Here is a 19865-nt window from a genome sequence, read left to right as displayed (position 1 = left end):
TCAGCCCGCCACCCTGTGGATACCTCACGCCCCGGTGATACCGCAGGAGACCACAGCCCGTCAGCCCCTATGACATCACGAGTTCAAACTCAGTAACTCTGGGTGCCGGCACGGTTGCTGAGGCGGAGAGGCGGCACGTGCCCGACCTGGGATGCGAGCGTGCCGTTCTCGGGTCAGGCCCGCACGAGCAACGGGGACGGGAGAAGAGACTTGAACTCGACTCAGGTCAGGCCGCATCGAAGAGCAGGCCCCGCCCTGCCGTCCCAAGGAATTCATGGAGCGAATTCCGTCTGGCCGAATTGCTTAGCAATTCGAGCCCGGGTCGGCAAATTAGGTTGCATTCGACGGTGAACCCGTCGAATTGCTGCAGAGGCACGGGGCAGCCCTTGGGTTCGGCCGAAGAATGCCGCCAGAACGTTGCGCGGCAGACGCTGCCCAGCTCCACACGTCCGGGACAGCTTCCTGGCGACCGGCGCTTCCTGTCAGCTGAGCTCGATCCTTTGGGATTCATCTCGAACGTTGATGATCCCGCGGGGTGCACCAGAGGACTTGAATGCGGAGTTGCCGACTACGAGCGCTGAAGCGGCGGCCCTTCGGCGCATCCATCACTGGCCTCCTCGCTACTCCACTCGTCAGTGCACCCGGCGCCGTCATCCTTGCTGCTCCAGGTACCCCACCGCCGTTGCTCCTCCCTCCGCTGGGCAGCGACACCGGGGATGGCGGCGATGGCCTCGGCAGGGCGGTTCTGTCTGATCAGCAGCTCGGCAAGGTCTGTGGCGATGCTGCGTTCGGCATAGGACCGGAGCAGGTCGATGGCTTCGTCCACTCGGCCGTCCTGTGCCAGCAGCCAGGCGATTGTGGTGTCCCGCTCGTCCGGCTCCAGTCCGGGCATGGCTTCAACCTCCGCGATGGCTTCGCGGCAACGTCCTGATTCCCCCATCAGGAGCCATCGGTTGGACGGTACCCAGTCCAGGCTCTCTTCGAGAAACTCCGGGCTGCGCTCATCCAGGAGTCGCAGTGCCCGTTCGTGGAGTCCGTTTTCGGCGAGCATGAGCACCGCCGGTTGTAGAAGGCCTTCCCAGGGGTCTTCGAAGGTGGTCCGCACCGCCTCGACGGCCTCGTCGATCCGTCCCTGTCGGGCCAGCAACTCCATCAGGAGGGACTGGTAGTTACGCGGGTAGTCGGTGGTGTCGATGAATTCGCGCAGCATCGTCTCGCCTTCAGGTGCCCGCCCCGCGTTCTCCAAGGCCATCACCAACGGACGGAATGCCTCGCGTGCGTGGCCACCGGTGGCCGCCTGGCGCAGCTCCTCCATCCGTCCGTGCCGGGCGAGAAGTTCCGCGTAGGACTGGACCGTGTTCTGGGGGCCATACCGGCGCGCGGCCACGTCCGCGCCGAGGATCCGTATCGCCTCGTCGACCCGACCCGACCTCTCCAAGACTTCGGCCTGCAAATCCAAAGCTCTCCACAGCGCGTGCGGTCGGCCTCCGGCCTGGCCCCTCCTGGCCTCCTCCGCGAGCGGGACAAGCAGTTCCAGGACCCGCTCGTCCCTGCCCTGTCCCTCGGTCATCTCTACCAGTGACGGCAGCACCCACCCCTCCATCAGGTGAGGCTCCAGGACCGTGATCGCCTCGTCCACCCGCCCGGCCTTCACCAGGACGTCGGCGTAGGCCTGGCACACCTCGCCTGCCTTCCACGTCGCTCCGTCCGGGCGCGCCAGCGCCAGCGCCTCCTCGACCCGGCCCCACCGGAGCAGGATGTCGGCGCCCGCCGAAACGGCAGGCAGCCAGTTGGTCTCCGTGAACGGCTTCATCACCGCCCAGGCCCGTTCGAATTCCTCCAGGGCACATAGCTCACGCACCGCCGCCCGTGCGCAGAACCAGTCCCCGCGCTCGTTGGCGGCCTGCACCACGAGATCCAGGTGCCCACATTCCACAAGGGAGTCCACCACCCGCGGGGAGACTCCGCCCCAGGTGTCTGCCTGCCATTCAAGATCTTCAACGTTCACATGGACAGCCTGGAAACCACCGCTACCAAGCACTGCTCGGCTCTGGAGCATGCCAGAGACCTGTACCGCAACTGCCACTACGAGGACGAAATCCGGAGTCACGATCTGAAGGCTCAAGTGTGCCCGCACGTGGACGAGGTGCTCACCCACATCGACGACCTCCGCAGTCAGGCCGGTTCCGGATTCTGAGTCGTGCCGGCCGGCCCTCCCGTCTGTCACGTTCTCCGACGTAAACGCCTCGGAGTTCCAGTCCCAGAGGTGGAGGTGGCCATGTGGCGGGACGCCAATGGTGGAGCAGGGGACGACGCCGGTCTCGTCCCTCGGCGCAAGTCCGGGACAGGCGTCAGAGGTGAACCGCTGAGCGTGCTCACCGCTCCATGCTCGCAGTGCAGAGCCTGGCCCCACCACCGCGCCACGACCGCATTCGCCGGCGCGCTCCCAGGCCCCACACCGACCCGCACGACGCACCGCACCGACGGCGAGTGGGGTCTCGACCCGGGGATTCTCGTGTCCGGCGGCCCGGCGACTACGTATCCCGTATCGCGAATTCAATAGATCGTGTGGTTCATCGGCGTATTGGTCGCTTTGCCGATCTTGTCTGCCGATGATCGAAAGACGCCCGGCTGCCGTCCTGCGGAACGTGTTCGTGATCTCCGGCCCGCCTGGCCGCATGCACTGCCCGACCAAGAGAAATGGCTCATCGTGCATTTGACTCCGCATGAGCAGGAGCGCCTGCTGATCCATGTCGCAGCCGACGTTGCACAGAGGCGCCGCGACCGCGGGCTGCTCCTCAACTACCCGGAAGTAGTGGCTCTGCTGACGGTGCACGTCTTCGAGGCGGCGCGCGACGGCAGGACGGTCAGCGACATCATGGACTCGGGCCGGCGTCTGATCACCCGGGACGAGGTGATGGACGGCGTCCCGGAGATGATCAACAGCGTCCAGGTGGAGGCCACCTTCCCGGACGGCACCAAGCTGGTCACCATCCACGATCCCATTTCGGAGGCCATGGAGGAGACCGAGGTCCATCCGGGCAAGGTCGAGCACCCCCGGCCGCCCCGCACGCCAGGATCGCCGGTCGACTGCGACGACGGCGGCAACTCGCCCGTGGGCTGGGACGAGTACGACGACACGGCCTCCCGGTACGACGCCATCCACTTCAACGTGCACCTCGACGGGGACACGCAGAGTGTCAGCCTGCAACAGGACGCCACCACCTTGCCGGGCCCGGGCAAGACGAAGATCAAGGTGAAGAACGAGTCGGACCGTCCCATTCAGGTCGCTTCCCACTATCACTTCGCCGAGGTCAACCCGGGGCTCAAGGTCATCGGTATCGAGATCCCTGCCGGTCAGGCAGTCCCGCGTGGCGGCAGGCTCTGGGACTGCGATGCGGCGAAGGGCCGACGGCTCAACATCGCCGCAGGCACGGCCGTGCGCTTCGAACCGGGTGACGAGTGCTGCGTGGAGCTGGTGCAGATCCAGGGCGATGTCACGGCCGGCGGCAGCAACACCAGCGACCTCACCAAGATCCAGGGACTGCGCGAAGGAATCGTCCGATGAGCAATCTGCGGGGACAGGGGCGCAGCCGGATGCCGAAGCCCGTGAAGGGCCGGCCGCAGCCGAGCAATGAGCTGACGCGGGCGGACTACACCGCGCTGTACGGGCCGACCACGCGGGACCGGGTCCGGCTCGCCGACACCGACCTCACGCTGGAGATCGAGGCCGACTGGAGCGGCGGCCCTGCGTACAGCGGCAATGAGATGGTCTTCGGCGGCGGCAAGGTGATCCGGGAGTCGATGGGAATGTCCCACCTCGCCAGGGACGGGAGGAACAGCGAAGGCGAGATCACGGATCACAGGCCCGTGGACACCGTCATCACGGGCGCGCTGATCCTCGACTGGTGGGGCGTGGTCAAGGCCGACATCGGCATCCGCGACGGCGAGATCGCGGCCATGGGCAAGGCGTACAACCCCGAGACGATGGACCCGATCCCGAGCGACAGTTTCGAGATGCCGAACCGCGCGACGAACGGCAATACGGTGCCGGTTCCGGTGACGCCGGTGAGCTTCGCGGTCGGGCCGAGCACCGAGGTCATCTCCGGCAACGGGCGGATCCTCACCGCGGGTGGCGTGGACACCCATGTCCACTTCATCTGCCCGGGGGAGATCCACGAGGCTCTGGCCTCGGGTGTGACCACCCTGATCGGCGGCGGCACAGGGCCGGCCGAGGGCAGTACGGCCACCACCGTGACCCCGGGCGCCTGGCACATCACGCGGCTCTTCGAGGCGCTGGACGAGTTTCCGGTCAACATCGGCCTGCTCGGCAAGGGCAGCACGATGAACAAGCACGAGCTCAACGCACAGGTGGACGCCGGTGCCTGTGGCTTCAAGGTCCACGAGGACTGGGGCGCCACGCCCGCGGTGATCGACCGGGCGCTGGACGTCTGCGAAGAGCGCGGCGTCCAGCTCGCTCTGCACGCCGACTCGCTGAACGAAGCGGGGTTCCTGGAGAGCACACGAGCAGCCTTCACGGGCGACGGAAAGGACGCAGAAGGGGAGTGCACGAAGAAGAAGGCACGATCCATCCACATCTTCCATGTCGAGGGTGCCGGTGGCGGTCACGCACCGGACATGATCGAGCTGGTCAAGGAACCGAACGTGCTACCGGCCTCGACCAACCCGACGCGCCCCCTGACGGTCAACACCGTCAAGGAGCACGTCGACATGATGATCGTGTGCCATCACCTCAACCCCGAGGTTCCGGCGGACATGGCCTTCGCCGACTCCCGGATCCGGCCGTCCACCATGGCCGCGGAGGACCTCCTCCACGACATGGGTGCCATTTCCATGATGTCCTCCGACGCCCAGGCGATGGGCCGCATCGGGGAGATGATCATGCGTACCTGGCAGACCGCGCACGTCATGAAGCGCCGCTACGGAGCGCTGACGGAGGACCTCGAAGCCGCGAATGTCCGCAGGATCACCGAGGATGCGACCCACCCCTTCAACGACCAGCAGCTGCAACCGAACGACAACGTCCGGGCGCGCCGGTACGTCGCCAAGTACACGATCAACCCGGCGATCACGCACGGCATCGACAGCCACGTCGGCTCCGTGCAGACCGGGAGACTCGCCGACCTGGTGCTGTGGGAGCCGCGATTCTTCGGTGTCAGACCTCACATGCTCCTCAAGGGCGGTCAGCTCGCGTACGCGCAGGTCGGCGACGCCAATGCGTCGATCACGACGCCGCAGCCCTACCTGCCGCGCCCGGTGTGGGGCTCCACCGGCCGCTCGCCGGGACGCAACTCGGTGAACTTCGTGGCTCCGGGCGTGGCCGGCAAACTGAACGGAGACGGCACCAGCGGCAATCCGGGTCTCGGCCTCGACAAGGACTTCGTCGACATCACGAGCACCCGGCACGTCACGAAGGCCGACATGAAGCTGAACGACGGCACGGCGCTGACGAGCCTCGAAGTCGACCACAACAGCTTCGAGGTCACCATTGGCGGTGCGACCACGACCGACGCCCGCACCGAACTCAATGGCGCGACCGTGCCGCGCTCCTACGTCGACGAAGTGCCCCTGGCACAGCGGTACTTCCTCTTCTGAACCGACACCGGCCCGGCCGTCGGAGCAACAGCATCGAGGCCGGGCCATCGGGGCCGGCGCACCATGCCCGCCCGCGCCCGGCACAACTTCCGACCCTGCGAAAGGCAGCCGCTCGACCATGAGCCGTGCAGCCCTGCTCCTCCTGGCCGACGGCCGCTTCCCCGCCGGAGGGCACGCCCACTCGGGCGGCGTCGAAGCCGCCGTCGCCCACGGAGCCGTACACGACACCGACAGCCTGGAGGCATTCTGCGTCGGCCGTCTGTACACCACCGGCCTGACCGCGGCCGGCCTGGCCGCCGCGGCCGCCGCCGGACATGACCCGCTGCTGCTGGACGACGCCGCCGACGCACGTACCCCCGTCCCCGCGCTCCGAGCCGTCGCCCGTCGGCTCGGCCGACAGATGATGCGCGCAGCCCGTGCGACCTTTCCGTCCGAAGACCTGGAACTACTGGCCGCCGAACGCCCCCAGGGCGCCCACCAGCCGCTCGTGCTGGGCCTCGCCGCCCGGGCCGCCGGGCTCACCCCTCTGGACGCCGCCTGTGCCGCCGCGTACGAGAACGCCGGCGGCCCGGCCACCGCGGCAGTGCGCCTGCTGAGCCTCGACCCCCTCGACGTCTCGGGGCTGCTGGCACGCCTCGGCTCCGATATCGACGCCGTCGCCACAGTTGCCGTCCAGGCCGCGGACCGGGTCACGACCGAGGGTGTCGACGCACTGCCGTCCGCGTCCTCTCCGCTGCTGGACATCACCGGCGAACAGCACGCTGCCTGGACCGTCCGGCTCTTCGCCTCCTGAAACCCTCTCTCCTCACCTGGAGTTCTTCGTGCACCTCGACCCCCCTGTGACCATGCCGCAGCGCCACACCCACAGCGCCGAGCCGCTCCGCGCCGACGGCAGCCGCCGAGCCCTCCGAGTCGGACTGGGCGGGCCCGTCGGCTCCGGCAAGACGGCCAGCGTCGCCGCGATCTGCCGCACCCTGCGCGACCGCTGGTCCATCGCCGTCGTCACCAACGACATCTACACACGCGAGGACGCCGAGTACCTGCTGCGTGAGGCCGTGCTACCGCCCGAGCGGATCACCGCGGTGGAGACCGGCGCGTGCCCGCACACCGCGATCCGCGACGACATCTCGGCCAACCTGGAGGCCGTCGAACACCTGGAGGAGACCCTTCACCCCCTCGATCTCGTGCTCGTCGAGTCCGGTGGCGACAACCTCACCGCCACCTTCTCCAAGGGCCTCGTCGACGTGCAGATCTTCGTCATCGACGTCTCCAGCGGCGACGACATCCCCCGCAAGGGCGGCCCCGGCATCACCACCGCCGACCTCCTCGTCGTCAACAAGACCGACCTCGCCCCGCACGTGGGAGCCGACCTCGTCACCATGGCCGTCGACGCCCAACGGCAACGCGGTGACCTTCCCGTCATCTTCACCAGCCTGATCTCCGACGACGGCATCCGCGAGGTCGCCGACTGGGTCACCGCGCACCTCTCCGAGTGGCGTGCCAAGGCAGCCGTATGAGCCCCGCCGCACGACTCGTCGACGACCGGGCGGCGTCGACCGTAGCCCGCTCCGCCGCCGAGGAGCCCGCCGGGCACCCGCACGGAGTGCGGGCCACAGCCCGCATCCACGCCACGCACAACGGACGCGCCACCACGCTTCCGCGGCTACGCAGTGACGGCCCGTTCCACCTTCGACGCATGCGCACGGACGGGAACTCCGCCAAGGTGGGGATCATCGGTGCGATGAGCGCCCCACTCGGCGGCGACCGACTCACCATCGACGTCACCGTGGAGGACCGGGCCGTCCTGGAGGTCACGACAGCCGCCGCTGCAGTCGCCCTGCGTGGCGCCACCACGGCCCCGGCCACCTACGACGTACGGCTCACCGCCGGGGAACACGCCGGCCTGCGCTGGTTGCCCCAGCCGCTGATCAGCGCCGCCGGCAGCAACCTCCGGCAGACGTGCAGAGTCGAACTCGCCCCCACCGCCCGTTTGTTGCTGCGGGAGGAGCAGATTCTGGGCCGGGCCGACGAGGACCCGGGCCACCTCGTGAGCCGACTCCTGGTCCACCGTGCCGGAAGACCGCTGCTCGACCAGCAGGCGGCATATGGGAGCCCGGAACCCGGCTGGGACGGCCCGGCCGGGCTGAACGGACACCGCGCCGTCGGCCAAATCCTGCTCGTGGACCCGAAGATGGGCACGCGCCACGACCCGGTCCTCCTCCGCGAGGGCTCCCGGGACGGGTGCGCTGTTCTCACACCACTGGCCAACGGCCCGGCACTGCTCGCGACCGCCGTCGCACCGACCCCCTCAACCCTGCGGGAACTGCTTGACGAGGCCCTCGCACACGCCCTCTGCGATGGAGGGGTTCCTGGCGGTCGTCTCATTTGGTGATTCTGCGGGAGCAGATGGGGGTGCAGGCGATGGCGGTGAAGGCCAGGAAGCCCGGCCTTGTGTTCGTAGCGGCGGTGCGGGCGGCGGCAGCCGGCGGGCCGGGACATGGTGCGCTCGATGGTCCGGCGGCGCCGGCCCGGCCGGACGAAGGACTCGATGCCCTGCGAGCGATGCGGCGGCGGGGCGCGAGGTGTCCGGCGGCCCGCCGGCAGGGCCGGAGCGCGGCGGCGCTGGCCTCCCGCACCTCCTCTCCGGGCTTCCACACATCCCGGCTTCCGGCAGGTCGAGCAGCCTCTTGCGCCGCACCTACAGCTTCGCGGCCCGCGGTGACTTCCACCGCTGGGGCGCCCACCGCCCAGCAGGGGGTCCTTCGTGACGTCGGCCTCGGCCCCCAGTGCCGGCCGGCGCCACGAGCATGCGGACGTACGTCACGAGCACGTCTCCGAAGCAGGTTCGGAGAATCGGCGAGCGCTGCGACCAGCAGGCCCGTTACTTCGACGGGCGCCTTGATCAGGACGTCAGGGTGACCCAGCGGCCGGTGCCGCCTGTCTCGACGCATTGCTGATACGGATTCAGCGGGCCCGGCCTTTCGCGACAGCGCCAGGAGGATCCTGAGACGTGGACGGTCGTGGCCCCTTCGCCGTCGCTGTCCCAGCTCCGCGTGTAGGCGCTCGCGACCTGGAGTGCTGTGGCGCAGTCCCTGGCGTGGGCCGTCCCCACCGAGAGCCCCGTTCTGCCGTCGGTGCCGCAGAGGACGCCGACTGCCTCGCTCGTGTTCTCGCCGACGGCCCTCGCCGCCGGTGCTGTCAGCGCCAGTAGGGCGATGCCGACCGCTCCTGCGGCTGCAGTTCTCATCGATGCGTTCATCCTTTTGTCTCCTTCGTGGGATCCATGTCGACCGACGACCAGTCCTCCGCCTCCGCCGCGCCCAGCACAGCAACGGCGGCCTCCGTCAGCCGGCGAGCCGGCCGAGCAGGGATTCGGAGTCGTTGCCGTCCACGTACGGAAAACGACACCCCGGCCGACCGGACACCCTTCGGCAGCATCGCCGACGACCACACCGCCGATCCGCGCATACGCCAGGCAGCACGCAAGGGCGCTGCACCATGACCATCCCGTGCGGTCCGCAATGCGGCTACAGACCGAATGCGACACACCGACGGCGGGAACCGGGGCGGAGGAGCCGGTGGCCACGGCCTCCGCCACCACGCAATCCCGCCATGTCTCCGGCGTAGGGCCGGCTCGCAGCAGCGGCGGCCGGACCGAGCTGAGATGTCTCCCTCCACGAGGAGCCCGGGGGAGTGGCCCGTACTCGATGAGTGAGGCCCGCCCAGCGCCACGCGCACCGCTGAACAAGGCGGTCGTGGTGACGTCGATGCCCGCGTACACGAACGTCGCACCGATGCGTTCGGTGAGGTCTTTGAGGAGGTCGGCGGCCTGGGCGCCGCTGGTGGTGCGGGGGTTGAGGGGAAGGATCTCGTCGATGAGGACGAGGCGGACACCGGCCTGGCTGCAGGTGCGGCAGACCGCGCCGGCGGTCTGGGCCTGGAGTATCCGGGTGGTGACAGGAATGTCGAGGTAGCGGGGCGAACTCCGCGGCGAGGGTCTTCTCGGTGGCGAGGGACGCGACGAAGAGGTGGGGTGCAGGCCGCTGCAGCTGCGCCGCCGAGGGTCCGGATGCCATCGCCCCGGCCCTGCTCGGCTGTTACAAGACAGCGACAATGACCCAGTGAACGTGCGCCTCCGCTGTGTCGTCGTTTCTAGTGACTACGCCAATCGGCATGTAGGTGCTCTTTGGCGCGAAAGGCTGTTCTCATCATCGAAAGGGGCAGATCTGTGATGGTCTCGAAACGGCGCTCCCTGCGCATTGCCGTCGTCGGTGTCCTCGGCGCGGCTTCCCTTGCCCTCGCGGGCACCGCAACGGCAGCCACGCCGGCTACGGACACCACGACCCCGGTCGTCGCACAGAAGGCCGTGCCCGCCAAGGCCGACATCACGGCAGAGCCGTCGGTGTCCTCCGTCCGCGCCTGGCAGTTGTTCCGCGTCACGGGCGGGACCACCGGTCTCAAGGCGGGCAGCAAGGTGACCCTTCAGCAGAAGCAGCACGGCAAGTGGGTCGGCCTGCCCGCATCCACGAGCATCTCGCGGGACGGCTCCTACTCGCTCGGCGTCAAGCTCGGGCTGAAGGGCAAGAACGACCTGCGCATCATCAGCGGCACCACGGCCTCCCCGGTCTTCAACGTGACGGTCCGCTGAGACGCACCGCCACCGCAGCAGAGGCTTGTCGGCACCGGGGTGGTCCCATCCGCCCCGGTGCACGCGCCGTACATCAGAGCCAACGCCGTCGGCAGCCACGCGGACGTGCCCACGGCGGCTGTTGTCTGGGGTTCGTCACGAGGCACGTCGGCGGAACTCCTCCGGACGTCTCCCGCGGCGACCACCACGACGACGCCGCGCCAGATGAAGGCGATCTTCCGCAGGCAGTCCTCCGAGTTCGGTATCGGCGTGCGGGCGGGGCACGCCTCAGCCGCCTTGTACCCCCGGTACAGGGTGCGATCGGTGGGCAGCCAGGTGGTGTGCGCCCGGCAACCCTCACCGAGCCCGAACAGTTCCGGCTCAATAAGTCCGCACCCACTGCCCCGAACTCGACGCCCCACCCGGCACGACCGCTCCTTCGCGGTCATGCTCACCGACCGCCGGGGCGAGCGCCTGCCGAACTGGCTCGACGCCGCCCGGCAGGACGACCTGCCGAGCGTTCATACCCTCGCTGCGGGTATCGACCGAGACCGCGATGCCTTCGTTGCCGGTCTCACCCTGCCCTGGAACTCGAGCGTGGTCGAAGGCCATGTCAACCGGATCAAGATGCTCGAGCGCCAGATGCTCGGCCGTGCAGGGTTCCAACTCCTCTGCGAACTGGTGCCATTGGCGTATCGGGGAGTGTTCGCTGCACGGAAGGTGTGCCAGAACCCGAGAGCGAGGGGCGTTTCGACAGCGGCTCGAGAGGCAGCCGAGCGTCAGCGCCGGTGCGAGCATCCGCGAGTTGCGGCAGCGTCGGGGCGGGAGGGCGTTCGCAAAATAGGCCAGTCACGCTTCGGGCTCCTCTCGAACCGCTCGTCTCCCGACGGCCGGCAGGAAGCGTCCGGTGCCGGCGCTGTAGGCGGCGTAGTCGTCTCCGTGGACAGAGGCGAGATAAGGCTCCTCGACCACTCGGACCTGCAGCTGCACTGCCGCGATCAGGGCCACGAGGGCGGCGCCTGCGATCAGATTGGGCACCATCAGTCCGAGCCCGAGTGCGGTGACGGCCATCGCGGTGAAGACGGGGTTGCGCACATGGGAGAACACTCCGGAGGTGACCAGCGCGGTGCGTTCACCGGCGTCCACCCCGACGCGCCACGAGGCGCCCATGGCCAGCTGGGCGACTGTGGTGAGCGCCATCCCGGCCAGTGTGAGGGCCAGGCCCGACCCGTGCAGCGCCGCGCCGAACTTCCACGTGGGAAGCCCCGTGAGCGCCGCCACCGGGGCGGCGGCTCCGCCCAGCAGAGCGGCGACGAACAGCACACCGGCCCACCAGGAAGCTTCGCCGGGGCGGCCGGCGATGCCGCGGAAGCCCGCATCGCCGGTGCGGCGGCGCTGGAGAGCTGCGCGGATACCGAAGGCGAATCCCGCCCACCCCGAGTAGAGGACGAGCGCCGCCCAGGCCCAGCCCTTCACCGGCCCGCGTCCGCGCCCGGAGCGCAGCAGGCACAGCCCGGCTGGCAGCCGCACGCGTCCGCGCCGGCCGACGGCACCGCCGGGGCGGCGGCGGTGGGTGCGCAGCAGCCCTTGCCCTGCCAGGCGTCGCGGCCCTCCTTCACCGCGACGGCGGCGATGACGAGCGCGGCGATCGGGTCGGCCCAGGACCAGCCGAGTGTGGCGTTGAGGACGAGGCCGACCAGGAGCACGGCGGACAGGTAGGTGCACAGCAGCGTCTGCTTGGAGTCGGCGACCGCGCTGGCGGAGCCGAGTTCACGCCCGGCCTTGCGCTGGGCGGCGGACAGGAACGGCATGATCGCCAGCGACAGGGCCGCGATGACGATGCCGGGGATCGACCGATCGGCCTCGCCGGTCCCGGTCAGGGCGCGGACGGCGTCGATGGCGACGTACATGGCGAGCGCGAAGAAGGAGATGGCGATGATCCGCAGGGCCGTCTTCTCCCGGGCCTCGCGCACCGCGTGCTCGCGGGCGGAGAACTGCCAGGCGACCGCAGCGGCGGAGGAGACCTCGATGACCGAGTCGAGGCCGAAGCCGACCAGGGCCGTGGAGGAGGCGATCGTACCGGCGGTGATGGCGACGATCGCCTCGATGACGTTGTAGGTGATGGTCGCGGCGACCAGCAGCCGTATCCGGCGCGTGAGCGCATCACGCCGGGTCGGGCACGGCCCGAGGGAGATCGCCGTCATCAGCAGCAGCCCTTCTCGTCGGCGTCCGGGCACGACCGGCCGGTCTCGACGGCAACCACGGCGGTGCGCAGGTCGTCGAGCGCGTGGCCGAGACGTTCGTCGGCGAGCTCGTAGCGGGTGCGGCGCCCGTCCGGGGCAGTGACCACCAGGCCGCAGTCGCGCAGGCACGCCAGGTGGTTCGACAGCCGGGTTCGGGAGATGCCGAGGGCGTCGGCAAGGTCGGCCGGGTAGGCGGGGGCCTCGCGCAGGGCGAGCAAGATGCGGCAGCGGATCGGGTCGGCGAGCGCACGGCCGAACCGGGCCAGCACCTCGATGTCGGAGGCAACGGTCAGCATGCCACGACAGTACATTCATTCATGAATCCACGAAACCCTGAACTGTCGAGCTGCTTGGCTCACCGAGGAAGGCAGGTGCTGCCCGTTTCTCGTGAACCTCAAGTCACCCGCCCACCCAGTGCTGCTCGACGACGCGAACAACCGTTGCTCAAACTCGCCAACGGCACCCCAGGCACGTTCCCCTGTTCGGGGGCTGGGCGGCGTCCCTCATGTGCCCTTGACGTGGTGGAGGGTGTCGGCGAGTTGGCCGTGGGTCATGGCGGAGCGCCCGCGGATGTCGGCCTTTGTTGCCTTCTCCTGCGGCTCGGCCTTGGGTAGAGACCGAGGCGATCCACCCTTCGATGTGCTGGCGGCACCCTTCTTCAAGGCGGGCTTCTTCCCGGGGCTGTTCGGTGAGCGCGCGTTGCAGCAGACCGTGGGTCTGCCGCACTGCTCGCCGTACGGCCCGAGGCAGTACGTCTTGTCGAAGAAGATCGGGTCGACCGCGTCGAGGTCGACGAGCCTCTGGACCTCGATGGCCCTGGGCCGGCCGGGCGCGATGTCGTCGAGTTCGCCCGGTTCGACGATCACGTACTCGCTGCCGGCGGCGCAGCCCTTGACGACGTCGCCGACGTCGACCTCGGCGCCGGTGCGCTCGTCGACGCGGCGGTTGCGGATCCGGTCGGCGGTGCCGTGCTGGAACTGGTGTACGCGGATCGTGTGGCTGTCGGTCGCGGTGTACAGCGCGACCGGCAACGAGACGAGCCCGAAGGAGACGGCCCCTGTCCATACGGGTCCGGCCACCATGGATCAACACTCGACCTGCGGTGTCGTGCGGCTGGGCGCCTTCCCCGCTCCGCCCGATCACCCCTGTTGGGCCGATCGGAGCGTCGGTAGCCCCAGCAGGATCGGTCCGTCGGACGTCGTCGAGTCGATCTGGCCGATCTTGAGCGCAGCGTCGGCGGGGCTGACGCGAAGCCCCTCGATCGCGCCGAGCCCGCTCTATCGCTCGGCCTCGGCGATCCGGTCGAGCGGGTTGTCGCGGATCTCCAGCAGCCGGCCGCGCGCTGGGCTGGGTCAGGCGCAGGGGGGAGGGGCGGACGCGGGCTTCTCCGAACCACCAGTCGGCTCGCGTCGAATGAGCCGGCGAGCTCAGCCATCCCAGCAGGCGGGTAGCGCGCACCTTGCGACCTTCAGGGCATCTTCCCGATCTCCAATGCTCGCGCTCGCTCTCCGGCGTTCTCTGGGCGGATTCGTTCGGCCAGACAGTGCCGGTGGGAGATGATGGTGTGGCTTCCTGGACCGTCGTTGCTCCGCGAGTCCAGGACGAGAGCGTCTCTCTACCCGTCCTGGTCCCGATGGGTCACCCTCGCCGTGCTCGCCCACGCCTTCCCGACCGTCGTCCGCGCCGGCGAACACACCCGCCATCCCGCACCGGACAACCTGATCCCGCTGACCTGCAACGAGGTCGCGCGCCTGTTCATCACTGTCGTCATCCAGGGCGTCCACGGCATGACGCACCGGCTTCGCCGGTCCCGCTGGAGACGCCGCCACCAGGCTCGTTCGCAGGTCAGCCACTATCACCGCCAAGCCGCTGCCCCAGCCTGATCACGATCTGCCGCTGGAGTATTGGGCCGTCCGGAGGCATCCGGATGGTGATCCGGCGGATTACCGCGGACGATGATGCTCGAACCACCTGGCAGCGACGGGATTTCCGGGGCCGCTGCGGGGGTCGGAAATCCGCGACGCACCGTGAGGTACGTGCCGCAGGAATTCGGCAGGGATTTGTCGGAGGGCGATTGACCCGTTCAGTGCCCCAGTAGCGGTCGAAGGAGACACCCCGTGGGTCCTCTTGGCGTACTCCGGTGCCGACCGGCGGGACCTTTCCCGGTCGCCTTCGGGCGCGAATCCGGTCGCCGTCAGCGCGCTCGACGCATGGCGTGCGGCCTCAGGGGGATCACGTGAGAATCCCCTCCAAGTCGGCCACCACCACCCGCCTGCGGGCGCAACGGAACATGGTGAAGAGCAGACGCTCGCGGGTCTCCATGGTGGTGATCCTGGTGGTCCTCCTCGTGACGACTGTGGTGATGGGTCGGTTCGGCACTGAGAACTTCAGCGGGGCCCTGACCTTCCCCGGTCGCATCACCGGTGCCGTCCTCATCGTGGTCGCTTTCACCACGTTGCTGGGCGCTGCCGCGGTTGCGGACCACTGGGTCTGGCACAGCTTCCCCCACTCCGGACTGGTGGCGCTGATCGGTGCGTTGGCTGCTTTGTTGGCCAACCTCCTGCTCCTGGCCGACGTACTGAAAAACGGTGATTCCGTGGCCTACCCGGCGCTGCTCGGAGCGCTCACGGCGGGCTCGGCATGGGCTGTCTTCGCGGTGTGGCGGACATCGGTCGTCATCCCCGCTCCGAAGAGGGTGGCTGCGGCACTGATCATTTCTTCCGTCATCGCGATAGCAAATTTCGGCTACCAGAACCTCTACCAGCCGTCTCAGAACGAGGCCAGGCCTGTCATCAGGTTGACCACGGGCAAACCTGTGGTGAGTCATGACCGAAAGGCATTCTCTGTTCCTGTCGACATCACGCTCGAAAACCGCAACGATGCGAATTTCTACGTGCTCGGAACAGAATTCCATGCCATGGCTGAAAGGGTGCCGCTCAGCCCGAAGGACCGGCTGCGCCACCAGTGGCGGGCTGATGCCGAGCAGTGGACTAGATACCAGGATATCAACCCGCTCTCCCGTAGGGAGATCCACCAACCCGGAGAGCTGATTGAGGCGCAACCGTGGCTGCCCATCGGACAGTGGATCGAGGCGAACGACACCTTCGCCACCCGGATGGTTGTACAGCTGCCCATGGACACGCCATACGACCAGGTGGGGTTCTACGCCAGCGTAAGTCTCGCCCGCAAGGACCGTGTCATCCTGAAGAGAATCGATTTCCAGGGATACTCCTGGCGTGGCGGCAAAGTGCCCCCGTGGATGAATACGAAGGAATACGACTCCCTCATCTATCGCGGCAGGTTGCACGAAAACAACGCGATCGACGAGCACACGAGAGTTCCTCGCTTCGTGACCGTCTATTGGAGCTTCGGCACGCAGGGCGCTGGTATACGGGAAACCATCACGCGCCACGGGATCGAAGATCGCACCCAGGCAGAGCTGGTGAGCCGGTATGGTCTTGTCGATGTCCTGACGGGCCCGATCAACCTGACCCTGTGGGACATCAAGAGTCGGTGATGACCGGCACGGCTGCGTCGAGCGCGGGGGGACGGCGGTCCAGTCGCTCCAGCCACATCACCAGGGCGAGCGAGCTGTTGAGGCGATCCCAGGAGTATGAGTCCCCCAGGCCGAGTTGAGCCTCCTTCACCGCCTGGCACAGCGTGTCGACGGCGAACATCTCCGCAATCAGCGGATGCCTGGCGGAGCGGCAGAGGTCGATGAGTTCGTTGCCGTGTGTCCGCAGGCCGCGGGCGTAGAGGTCGTTGAAGGGGATCTTGACAGTCCGGCCGTGGATCCCGGGCGGGAGCAGGTCTGCCATGGCCTCGCGCAGAACCGCCTTCGGGAGGCCCGGATGGAACGTCGCTTCGGCGGGGAGGCGGCGCATCGTGGCGATGACCTCCGGGTCGAGGAATGGATGTGAGAGGAAGAATCCGTCCTGCGGTGCGCGGCTCCAGGACAGAGAGTCGGGAGCGGCAATGTAATTGACCGCGTCGTAGCGGGATTGTTCCGGTTTACGCCCGAATACAAAGCGGCTCTCCGCGACGCTGGCCTCGCGGTAGCCGTGAGCCCGCGCGAATTCGGACCGCAGCCATGGGGGTCGGGCGAAGTTGCCGAGGCCGCCGAGCACCGTGCCACGGCGGTGGATGAGTGCCGTGACCCGTTCGGCTGCCAACGGAAGAGCTGGCTGCACTACGTATGCCGAGACGACGTCCCACAAGCCCCGCTCACTGCCCACGGCCCAGGCGCGTGCCTGCTTCGCCATCCGCCGGAGTTGTGCTGTGCGGGCCAGCCTGTGCAGGTGAAGCGGGTTGGCGTCCACGATCGGATCGGCCCCGCAGCCGGTCAGGAGAGTGTCACAGCCCAGGTCCGCCGCAGCACCATGCAGCCTGCTCCAGAACGGGGCGCGGAAGGCGTGTGCGTAAGGCTCGTCCGCGTCCCCCGCATGGTGCTGGAAGTCGTCGAAGTCGGCTACATCGTCGGCATCGACGATCAGCGGACGGGCTGCCGGTGCGTGACGGCGGATCGCTTCCACCGCCTCGTAGAGGTACGACTGCTCCCCGCCCAGTTCGCCCCTGCCGAAGCGTCCGGCGAGAAGAACGAGTTCCCCCAGGTGGCCCTGTCCCGCAGCCAGCAGACGTGCTGCGAGCAACGCGATGCTGGTGGAGTCCGTGCCGCCGGAGACGTGGCATGCGGTCATCCTGCCCACGCGGCACCGGACAGCGCTCTCCAGTGCGAGGCGCAGATTCTTCGCCGCCCCACTGAGGTGTTGTTGTCCGTCGTCTGCTGCTGGTGCCGATGAGTGGTGGGCCTGATGGAACCGGCGCACCATCCGACCGTGCATCTCCCCGCTGATCGACAGTTCCACCACCTCGCCGCCGAGGACACGGTGCACCGCGGTGAACGGGGTGAGGTCCGAGTGCGGTTGCGCCATGTTGCCGGTCAGGTAGCGGCAGAAGTAGCGACGTTCCAGCTCTGCGATGCCGCCCAGGCAGCGCGCCGAGGTGCTCACCGCGGTCACACGGCCACCGGACTCCCTGAAGAACAGAGGGATACGTGCCTGCTCGTCCCGCACCAGCAGGACCCGGTCGCGGCACACCAAGACGGCCGCGTAGTCGCCGATCGGCAGACGCGGTACGGCTCCCGGTTGGCCGAAGTCCTCGAGAAGGCCGCGTGCGCCCGCCACGCGATCACGGACCGAGCCGACCCAGCCAACGACCGCCGCGGTGCCGGCATGCGAGGAGACGGTCGTCACGAGTCCCTGCCGTGCCATGGCCTCGGCCGTCCAAAGCCTGGGTGAGCCCCCGGCCCACGCGAGGCGGAGCGCTTCCACGTCACTGTCCCCCGCAGCCGATCGAGAGAACCGGCGTGAAGGCGTGCCCTCGTGGATCCGCGTCAGGGATGCACAGGCCGGCCGAAGACGTCCAGGCGTGCAAGGCAAACGGGTGCTCGCGCAGACCGACGTGGAGCACGGCCTCCAGGCCGCGCCGCCGCAGCAGGAGAAAGGCCGTTACGGCCTCGGCCTTGCAGTCGTCGTTGACGAACCAGCTTCTGCGGCCGTGTGATTGCACTGCCCGCTTCAGCCTCGCGACGTCCTCGGCCGAGGACGGGTCCGCACGAGTGTAATCGGGGGCTGCCAAGGACAGGAGTCTAAGGACGCGCCCGAATCCCATGCTCCAGATCAGCAGGTGCACTGCACGCAACCAGAGCCCGGCCTCGATGTGCGGATGCCTCTTTTGGCGGGGCCTCGCACACCCGGCGCGAATGAGACCCGTGACGAGCTCCGCGCGTCCCTGAGCGCTTCCGTCAGCGAACTTCTGGACGTCTGCCGTCGCCATTCCGAGAAAGCGTGTCCGTTTCCAGTCCGCAATCAATGCTCCGCTGGACGTCCTGACGACATGGCAATGCGGTGACAGGAACCGCGCCATGACCACCAGGGCGTCGGTGTCCTCTGCCACCGCACATCCTCCAAGGTCGGCCTTTCGACAACGCCTTTGCGGCAGCGGGCGGTGTCAGGACTGGTATCCGTGACCGTCGTAGAGGCCGCCGCTGAAGCCCCGGATGAGTCGGCCGTTTCCGAGAAGGACAAGCCCATGCGGCCTACCACGCCGCAGCATTCGGAAGAACATCGCTACCTCCAGAATTCAGGCAACGCCGGTCAATTCAAGGCTACTCCGCTTTGGATGGCCCGCAACCGTACTGCCGGGTGCCGCGACGCGCAACAGAGTGGGCGCAGGACAGTCCTTAGCTCGGCCCCGTCGTCGAAATCCCGCCTGCTCCGCGACCGGCCGGTGGTCACCAGTACATGACCGACGCGTTCCCAGAACCCCACGTGGAGTACATCCGGACGCGGAGGACATACCGGCGCCCCTTGAAGAGTTTGACCTCGAAGCGGCCGTTGCGGTCCTCGCCGCTGTCGTCCTCACCCGTGACGTAGCGCAGGTTCTCACCTTCGGTTTCTTCGAAGAGGACCATCTTCACATCGGCGTTCCCGAAAGTGCCGAACTGATACTTCTGGCTATTGTCCGGGACAACCTCGTAGTTGGCCTGCTCTCCTGAGCCGAGGCCGAGGACCGCCGACTGGAACGGCTTCAACTCGTCCATGTGAGGAGCCAGCGACGGATACCACCTGCGCACGTATTCCTTGTCCGGATCGGACAATTTGAGGGGGGAGGGAATTCCGTTCCGATATGCTTCCGGCCGCTTGATCAGACCGGGCCCGAACCCGTATTCCATGATCGACGCCACGTCCCACTGTGAACCGGTCACCTGGTCCGTGGAGAGTTTGCGGATGATGTTGTCGTAGGTCGTCTGCCGTGGCCAGAAATTGGGCGGCCCGGCCATGTAGGCGTAGACCTTCTCCTCGTCCCACTCGATGCCGGCGAACGGATTCTGATGTTCATGACAGAAACCGATCGAGTGCCCTATCTCGTGCCGGACCGTGGCCTTGCCGTAGGGCGAGGTCGGATCCCACCCGAAGTTCATCGTGGCCTTTTCGGCACTGATGCCGAGACAGTCCGTGCCGACGTACGACCAGGATCCGTCGTCGGCGAAGGTGATCCGGATCTCCGATTCCGCAGAGTTGTCCTCGGGGCGAAAATGCAATCCGATTCCAAGGCTCTCCCACTCCTCGAAACCGTTATGAACCTCGGTCAACCACGCCTTTGCCACACCGTCGTCGGCGCCGTCGAGGAAGCTGTACCGCAGCTGGGTACCGTTCACCCACTTCGCATGATTGGCCAGTATGGCCCTGGTCCGTGGGAGGCTGAGACCCGGGGGTAGTGCGGGAATTCTCTGCGGAGGCTGGGCACAATACCGCTGAGCATCCTTTTCCTCTCGAGCAACCATGGCGATGCTCCTTTCTGAACTCGCGCTCGCGGTG

Annotated in this window: 18 protein-coding genes and 3 pseudogenes; 10 read left to right on the top strand and 11 right to left on the bottom strand. The window is 67.9% G+C overall.

Features of this window, described 5'->3' with window-relative positions:
* Nucleotides 1–568 precede the first annotated feature (568 nt).
* Nucleotides 569–2008, bottom strand: a complete 1440-nt coding sequence (locus AB0E67_RS31730) for a hypothetical protein (protein ID WP_362033246.1) — start codon at nucleotides 2006–2008, stop codon at nucleotides 569–571.
* Between AB0E67_RS31730 and AB0E67_RS31725 the strand changes: the two genes are divergently transcribed.
* The 7 genes and pseudogenes from AB0E67_RS31725 (at nucleotide 2009) to AB0E67_RS31695 (ending at nucleotide 8008) form a co-directional block, all read left to right on the top strand.
* Entirely contained in the window at nucleotides 2009–2197 is a 189-nt protein-coding gene (locus AB0E67_RS31725; RefSeq protein ID WP_362033243.1) for a hypothetical protein, read from the top strand. It begins immediately after the preceding gene.
* A gap of 513 nt (nucleotides 2198–2710) precedes the next feature.
* Nucleotides 2711–3007, top strand: a pseudogene (locus AB0E67_RS31720) (urease subunit gamma); the annotation flags it as partial.
* A gap of 9 nt (nucleotides 3008–3016) precedes the next feature.
* Nucleotides 3017–3568, top strand: a complete 552-nt coding sequence (locus AB0E67_RS31715) for an urease subunit beta (RefSeq protein ID WP_362033260.1) — start codon at nucleotides 3017–3019, stop codon at nucleotides 3566–3568.
* A gap of 29 nt (nucleotides 3569–3597) precedes the next feature.
* Nucleotides 3598–5616, top strand: coding sequence for an urease subunit alpha (locus AB0E67_RS31710; protein WP_362033257.1), 2019 nt, complete (start codon nucleotides 3598–3600; stop codon nucleotides 5614–5616).
* 118 nt (nucleotides 5617–5734) lie between these two features.
* Nucleotides 5735–6409: an urease accessory UreF family protein gene (locus tag AB0E67_RS31705; RefSeq protein ID WP_362033241.1), complete on the top strand. Its 675-nt coding sequence runs from the start codon at nucleotides 5735–5737 to the stop codon at nucleotides 6407–6409.
* Nucleotides 6410–6437: 28 nt separating this feature from the next.
* Nucleotides 6438–7133, top strand: a complete 696-nt coding sequence (ureG, locus tag AB0E67_RS31700; RefSeq protein ID WP_362033238.1) for an urease accessory protein UreG — start codon at nucleotides 6438–6440, stop codon at nucleotides 7131–7133.
* Nucleotides 7130–8008 carry an urease accessory protein UreD gene (locus AB0E67_RS31695; protein WP_362033235.1) on the top strand — a complete coding sequence of 293 codons (879 nt, stop codon included), beginning with the start codon at nucleotides 7130–7132 and terminating at the stop codon, nucleotides 8006–8008. Before ureG ends, AB0E67_RS31695 begins: the two co-directional genes overlap by 4 nt.
* A 510-nt stretch (nucleotides 8009–8518) precedes the next feature.
* On the opposite strand, the gene AB0E67_RS31690 is transcribed toward AB0E67_RS31695, so the two are convergent.
* On the bottom strand, nucleotides 8519–8863 hold the full coding sequence (locus tag AB0E67_RS31690; RefSeq protein ID WP_362033262.1) for a hypothetical protein: 345 nt from the start codon (nucleotides 8861–8863) through the stop codon (nucleotides 8519–8521).
* A 441-nt stretch (nucleotides 8864–9304) separates the two neighbouring features.
* Nucleotides 9305–9626, bottom strand: a pseudogene (locus tag AB0E67_RS31685) (ATP/GTP-binding protein); the annotation flags it as partial.
* Nucleotides 9627–9847: 221 nt separating this feature from the next.
* On the opposite strand from AB0E67_RS31685, the gene AB0E67_RS31680 reads away from it, so the two are divergent.
* Nucleotides 9848–10264, top strand: coding sequence for a hypothetical protein (locus tag AB0E67_RS31680; protein ID WP_362033232.1), 417 nt, complete (start codon nucleotides 9848–9850; stop codon nucleotides 10262–10264).
* 360 nt (nucleotides 10265–10624) lie between these two features.
* Here the strand turns inward: AB0E67_RS31680 and AB0E67_RS31675 are convergent, their stop codons facing one another.
* The 5 genes from AB0E67_RS31675 to AB0E67_RS31655 form a co-directional block, all read right to left on the bottom strand.
* Nucleotides 10625–10909, bottom strand: a complete 285-nt coding sequence (locus tag AB0E67_RS31675; protein ID WP_362033229.1) for a hypothetical protein — start codon at nucleotides 10907–10909, stop codon at nucleotides 10625–10627.
* Between the two features lie 183 nt (nucleotides 10910–11092).
* Nucleotides 11093–11719 (bottom strand): isoprenylcysteine carboxylmethyltransferase family protein, encoded by a 627-nt coding sequence (locus tag AB0E67_RS31670; protein ID WP_362033226.1) that lies wholly within the window; start codon nucleotides 11717–11719, stop codon nucleotides 11093–11095.
* Nucleotides 11716–12447 (bottom strand): cation transporter, encoded by a 732-nt coding sequence (locus AB0E67_RS31665; protein WP_362033223.1) that lies wholly within the window; start codon nucleotides 12445–12447, stop codon nucleotides 11716–11718. Before AB0E67_RS31665 ends, AB0E67_RS31670 begins: the two co-directional genes overlap by 4 nt.
* A complete protein-coding gene (locus AB0E67_RS31660) occupies nucleotides 12447–12782 on the bottom strand; it encodes a metalloregulator ArsR/SmtB family transcription factor (protein ID WP_362033220.1) in 336 nt (111 codons plus the stop codon). Before AB0E67_RS31660 ends, AB0E67_RS31665 begins: the two co-directional genes overlap by 1 nt.
* Nucleotides 12783–12989: 207 nt before the next feature.
* Nucleotides 12990–13568: a Ku protein gene (locus AB0E67_RS31655; RefSeq protein WP_362033218.1), complete on the bottom strand. Its 579-nt coding sequence runs from the start codon at nucleotides 13566–13568 to the stop codon at nucleotides 12990–12992.
* A gap of 534 nt (nucleotides 13569–14102) precedes the next feature.
* Here AB0E67_RS31655 and AB0E67_RS31650 point away from each other — a divergent pair.
* Together AB0E67_RS31650 and AB0E67_RS31645 are read left to right on the top strand one after the other, a co-directional pair.
* Nucleotides 14103–14369: pseudogene (locus AB0E67_RS31650) on the top strand (IS701 family transposase); the annotation flags it as partial.
* A gap of 353 nt (nucleotides 14370–14722) precedes the next feature.
* Entirely contained in the window at nucleotides 14723–16003 is a 1281-nt protein-coding gene (locus tag AB0E67_RS31645; protein ID WP_362033215.1) for a hypothetical protein, read from the top strand.
* Here AB0E67_RS31645 and AB0E67_RS31640 read toward each other — a convergent pair.
* The 3 genes from AB0E67_RS31640 to AB0E67_RS31630 all read right to left on the bottom strand — a co-directional run bounded on the left by AB0E67_RS31640 (nucleotide 15990) and on the right by AB0E67_RS31630 (nucleotide 19831).
* Nucleotides 15990–17756, bottom strand: a complete 1767-nt coding sequence (locus tag AB0E67_RS31640; protein ID WP_362033213.1) for an asparagine synthase-related protein — start codon at nucleotides 17754–17756, stop codon at nucleotides 15990–15992. The two genes, AB0E67_RS31645 and AB0E67_RS31640, sit on opposite strands and share 14 nt — an antisense overlap.
* Nucleotides 17757–17817: 61 nt before the next feature.
* On the bottom strand, nucleotides 17818–18441 hold the full coding sequence (locus AB0E67_RS31635) for a lasso peptide biosynthesis B2 protein (protein ID WP_362033210.1): 624 nt from the start codon (nucleotides 18439–18441) through the stop codon (nucleotides 17818–17820).
* A 337-nt stretch (nucleotides 18442–18778) separates the two neighbouring features.
* Nucleotides 18779–19831, bottom strand: coding sequence for a M12 family metallopeptidase (locus tag AB0E67_RS31630; RefSeq protein ID WP_362033207.1), 1053 nt, complete (start codon nucleotides 19829–19831; stop codon nucleotides 18779–18781).
* Nucleotides 19832–19865 lie beyond the last annotated feature (34 nt).

Origin of the sequence: Streptomyces sp. NPDC032161 (assembly GCF_040636995.1) — a bacterium.
Taxonomy (GTDB): Bacteria; Actinomycetota; Actinomycetes; order Streptomycetales; family Streptomycetaceae; genus Streptomyces.
This window is presented reverse-complemented; position numbering and strand designations above follow the sequence as displayed.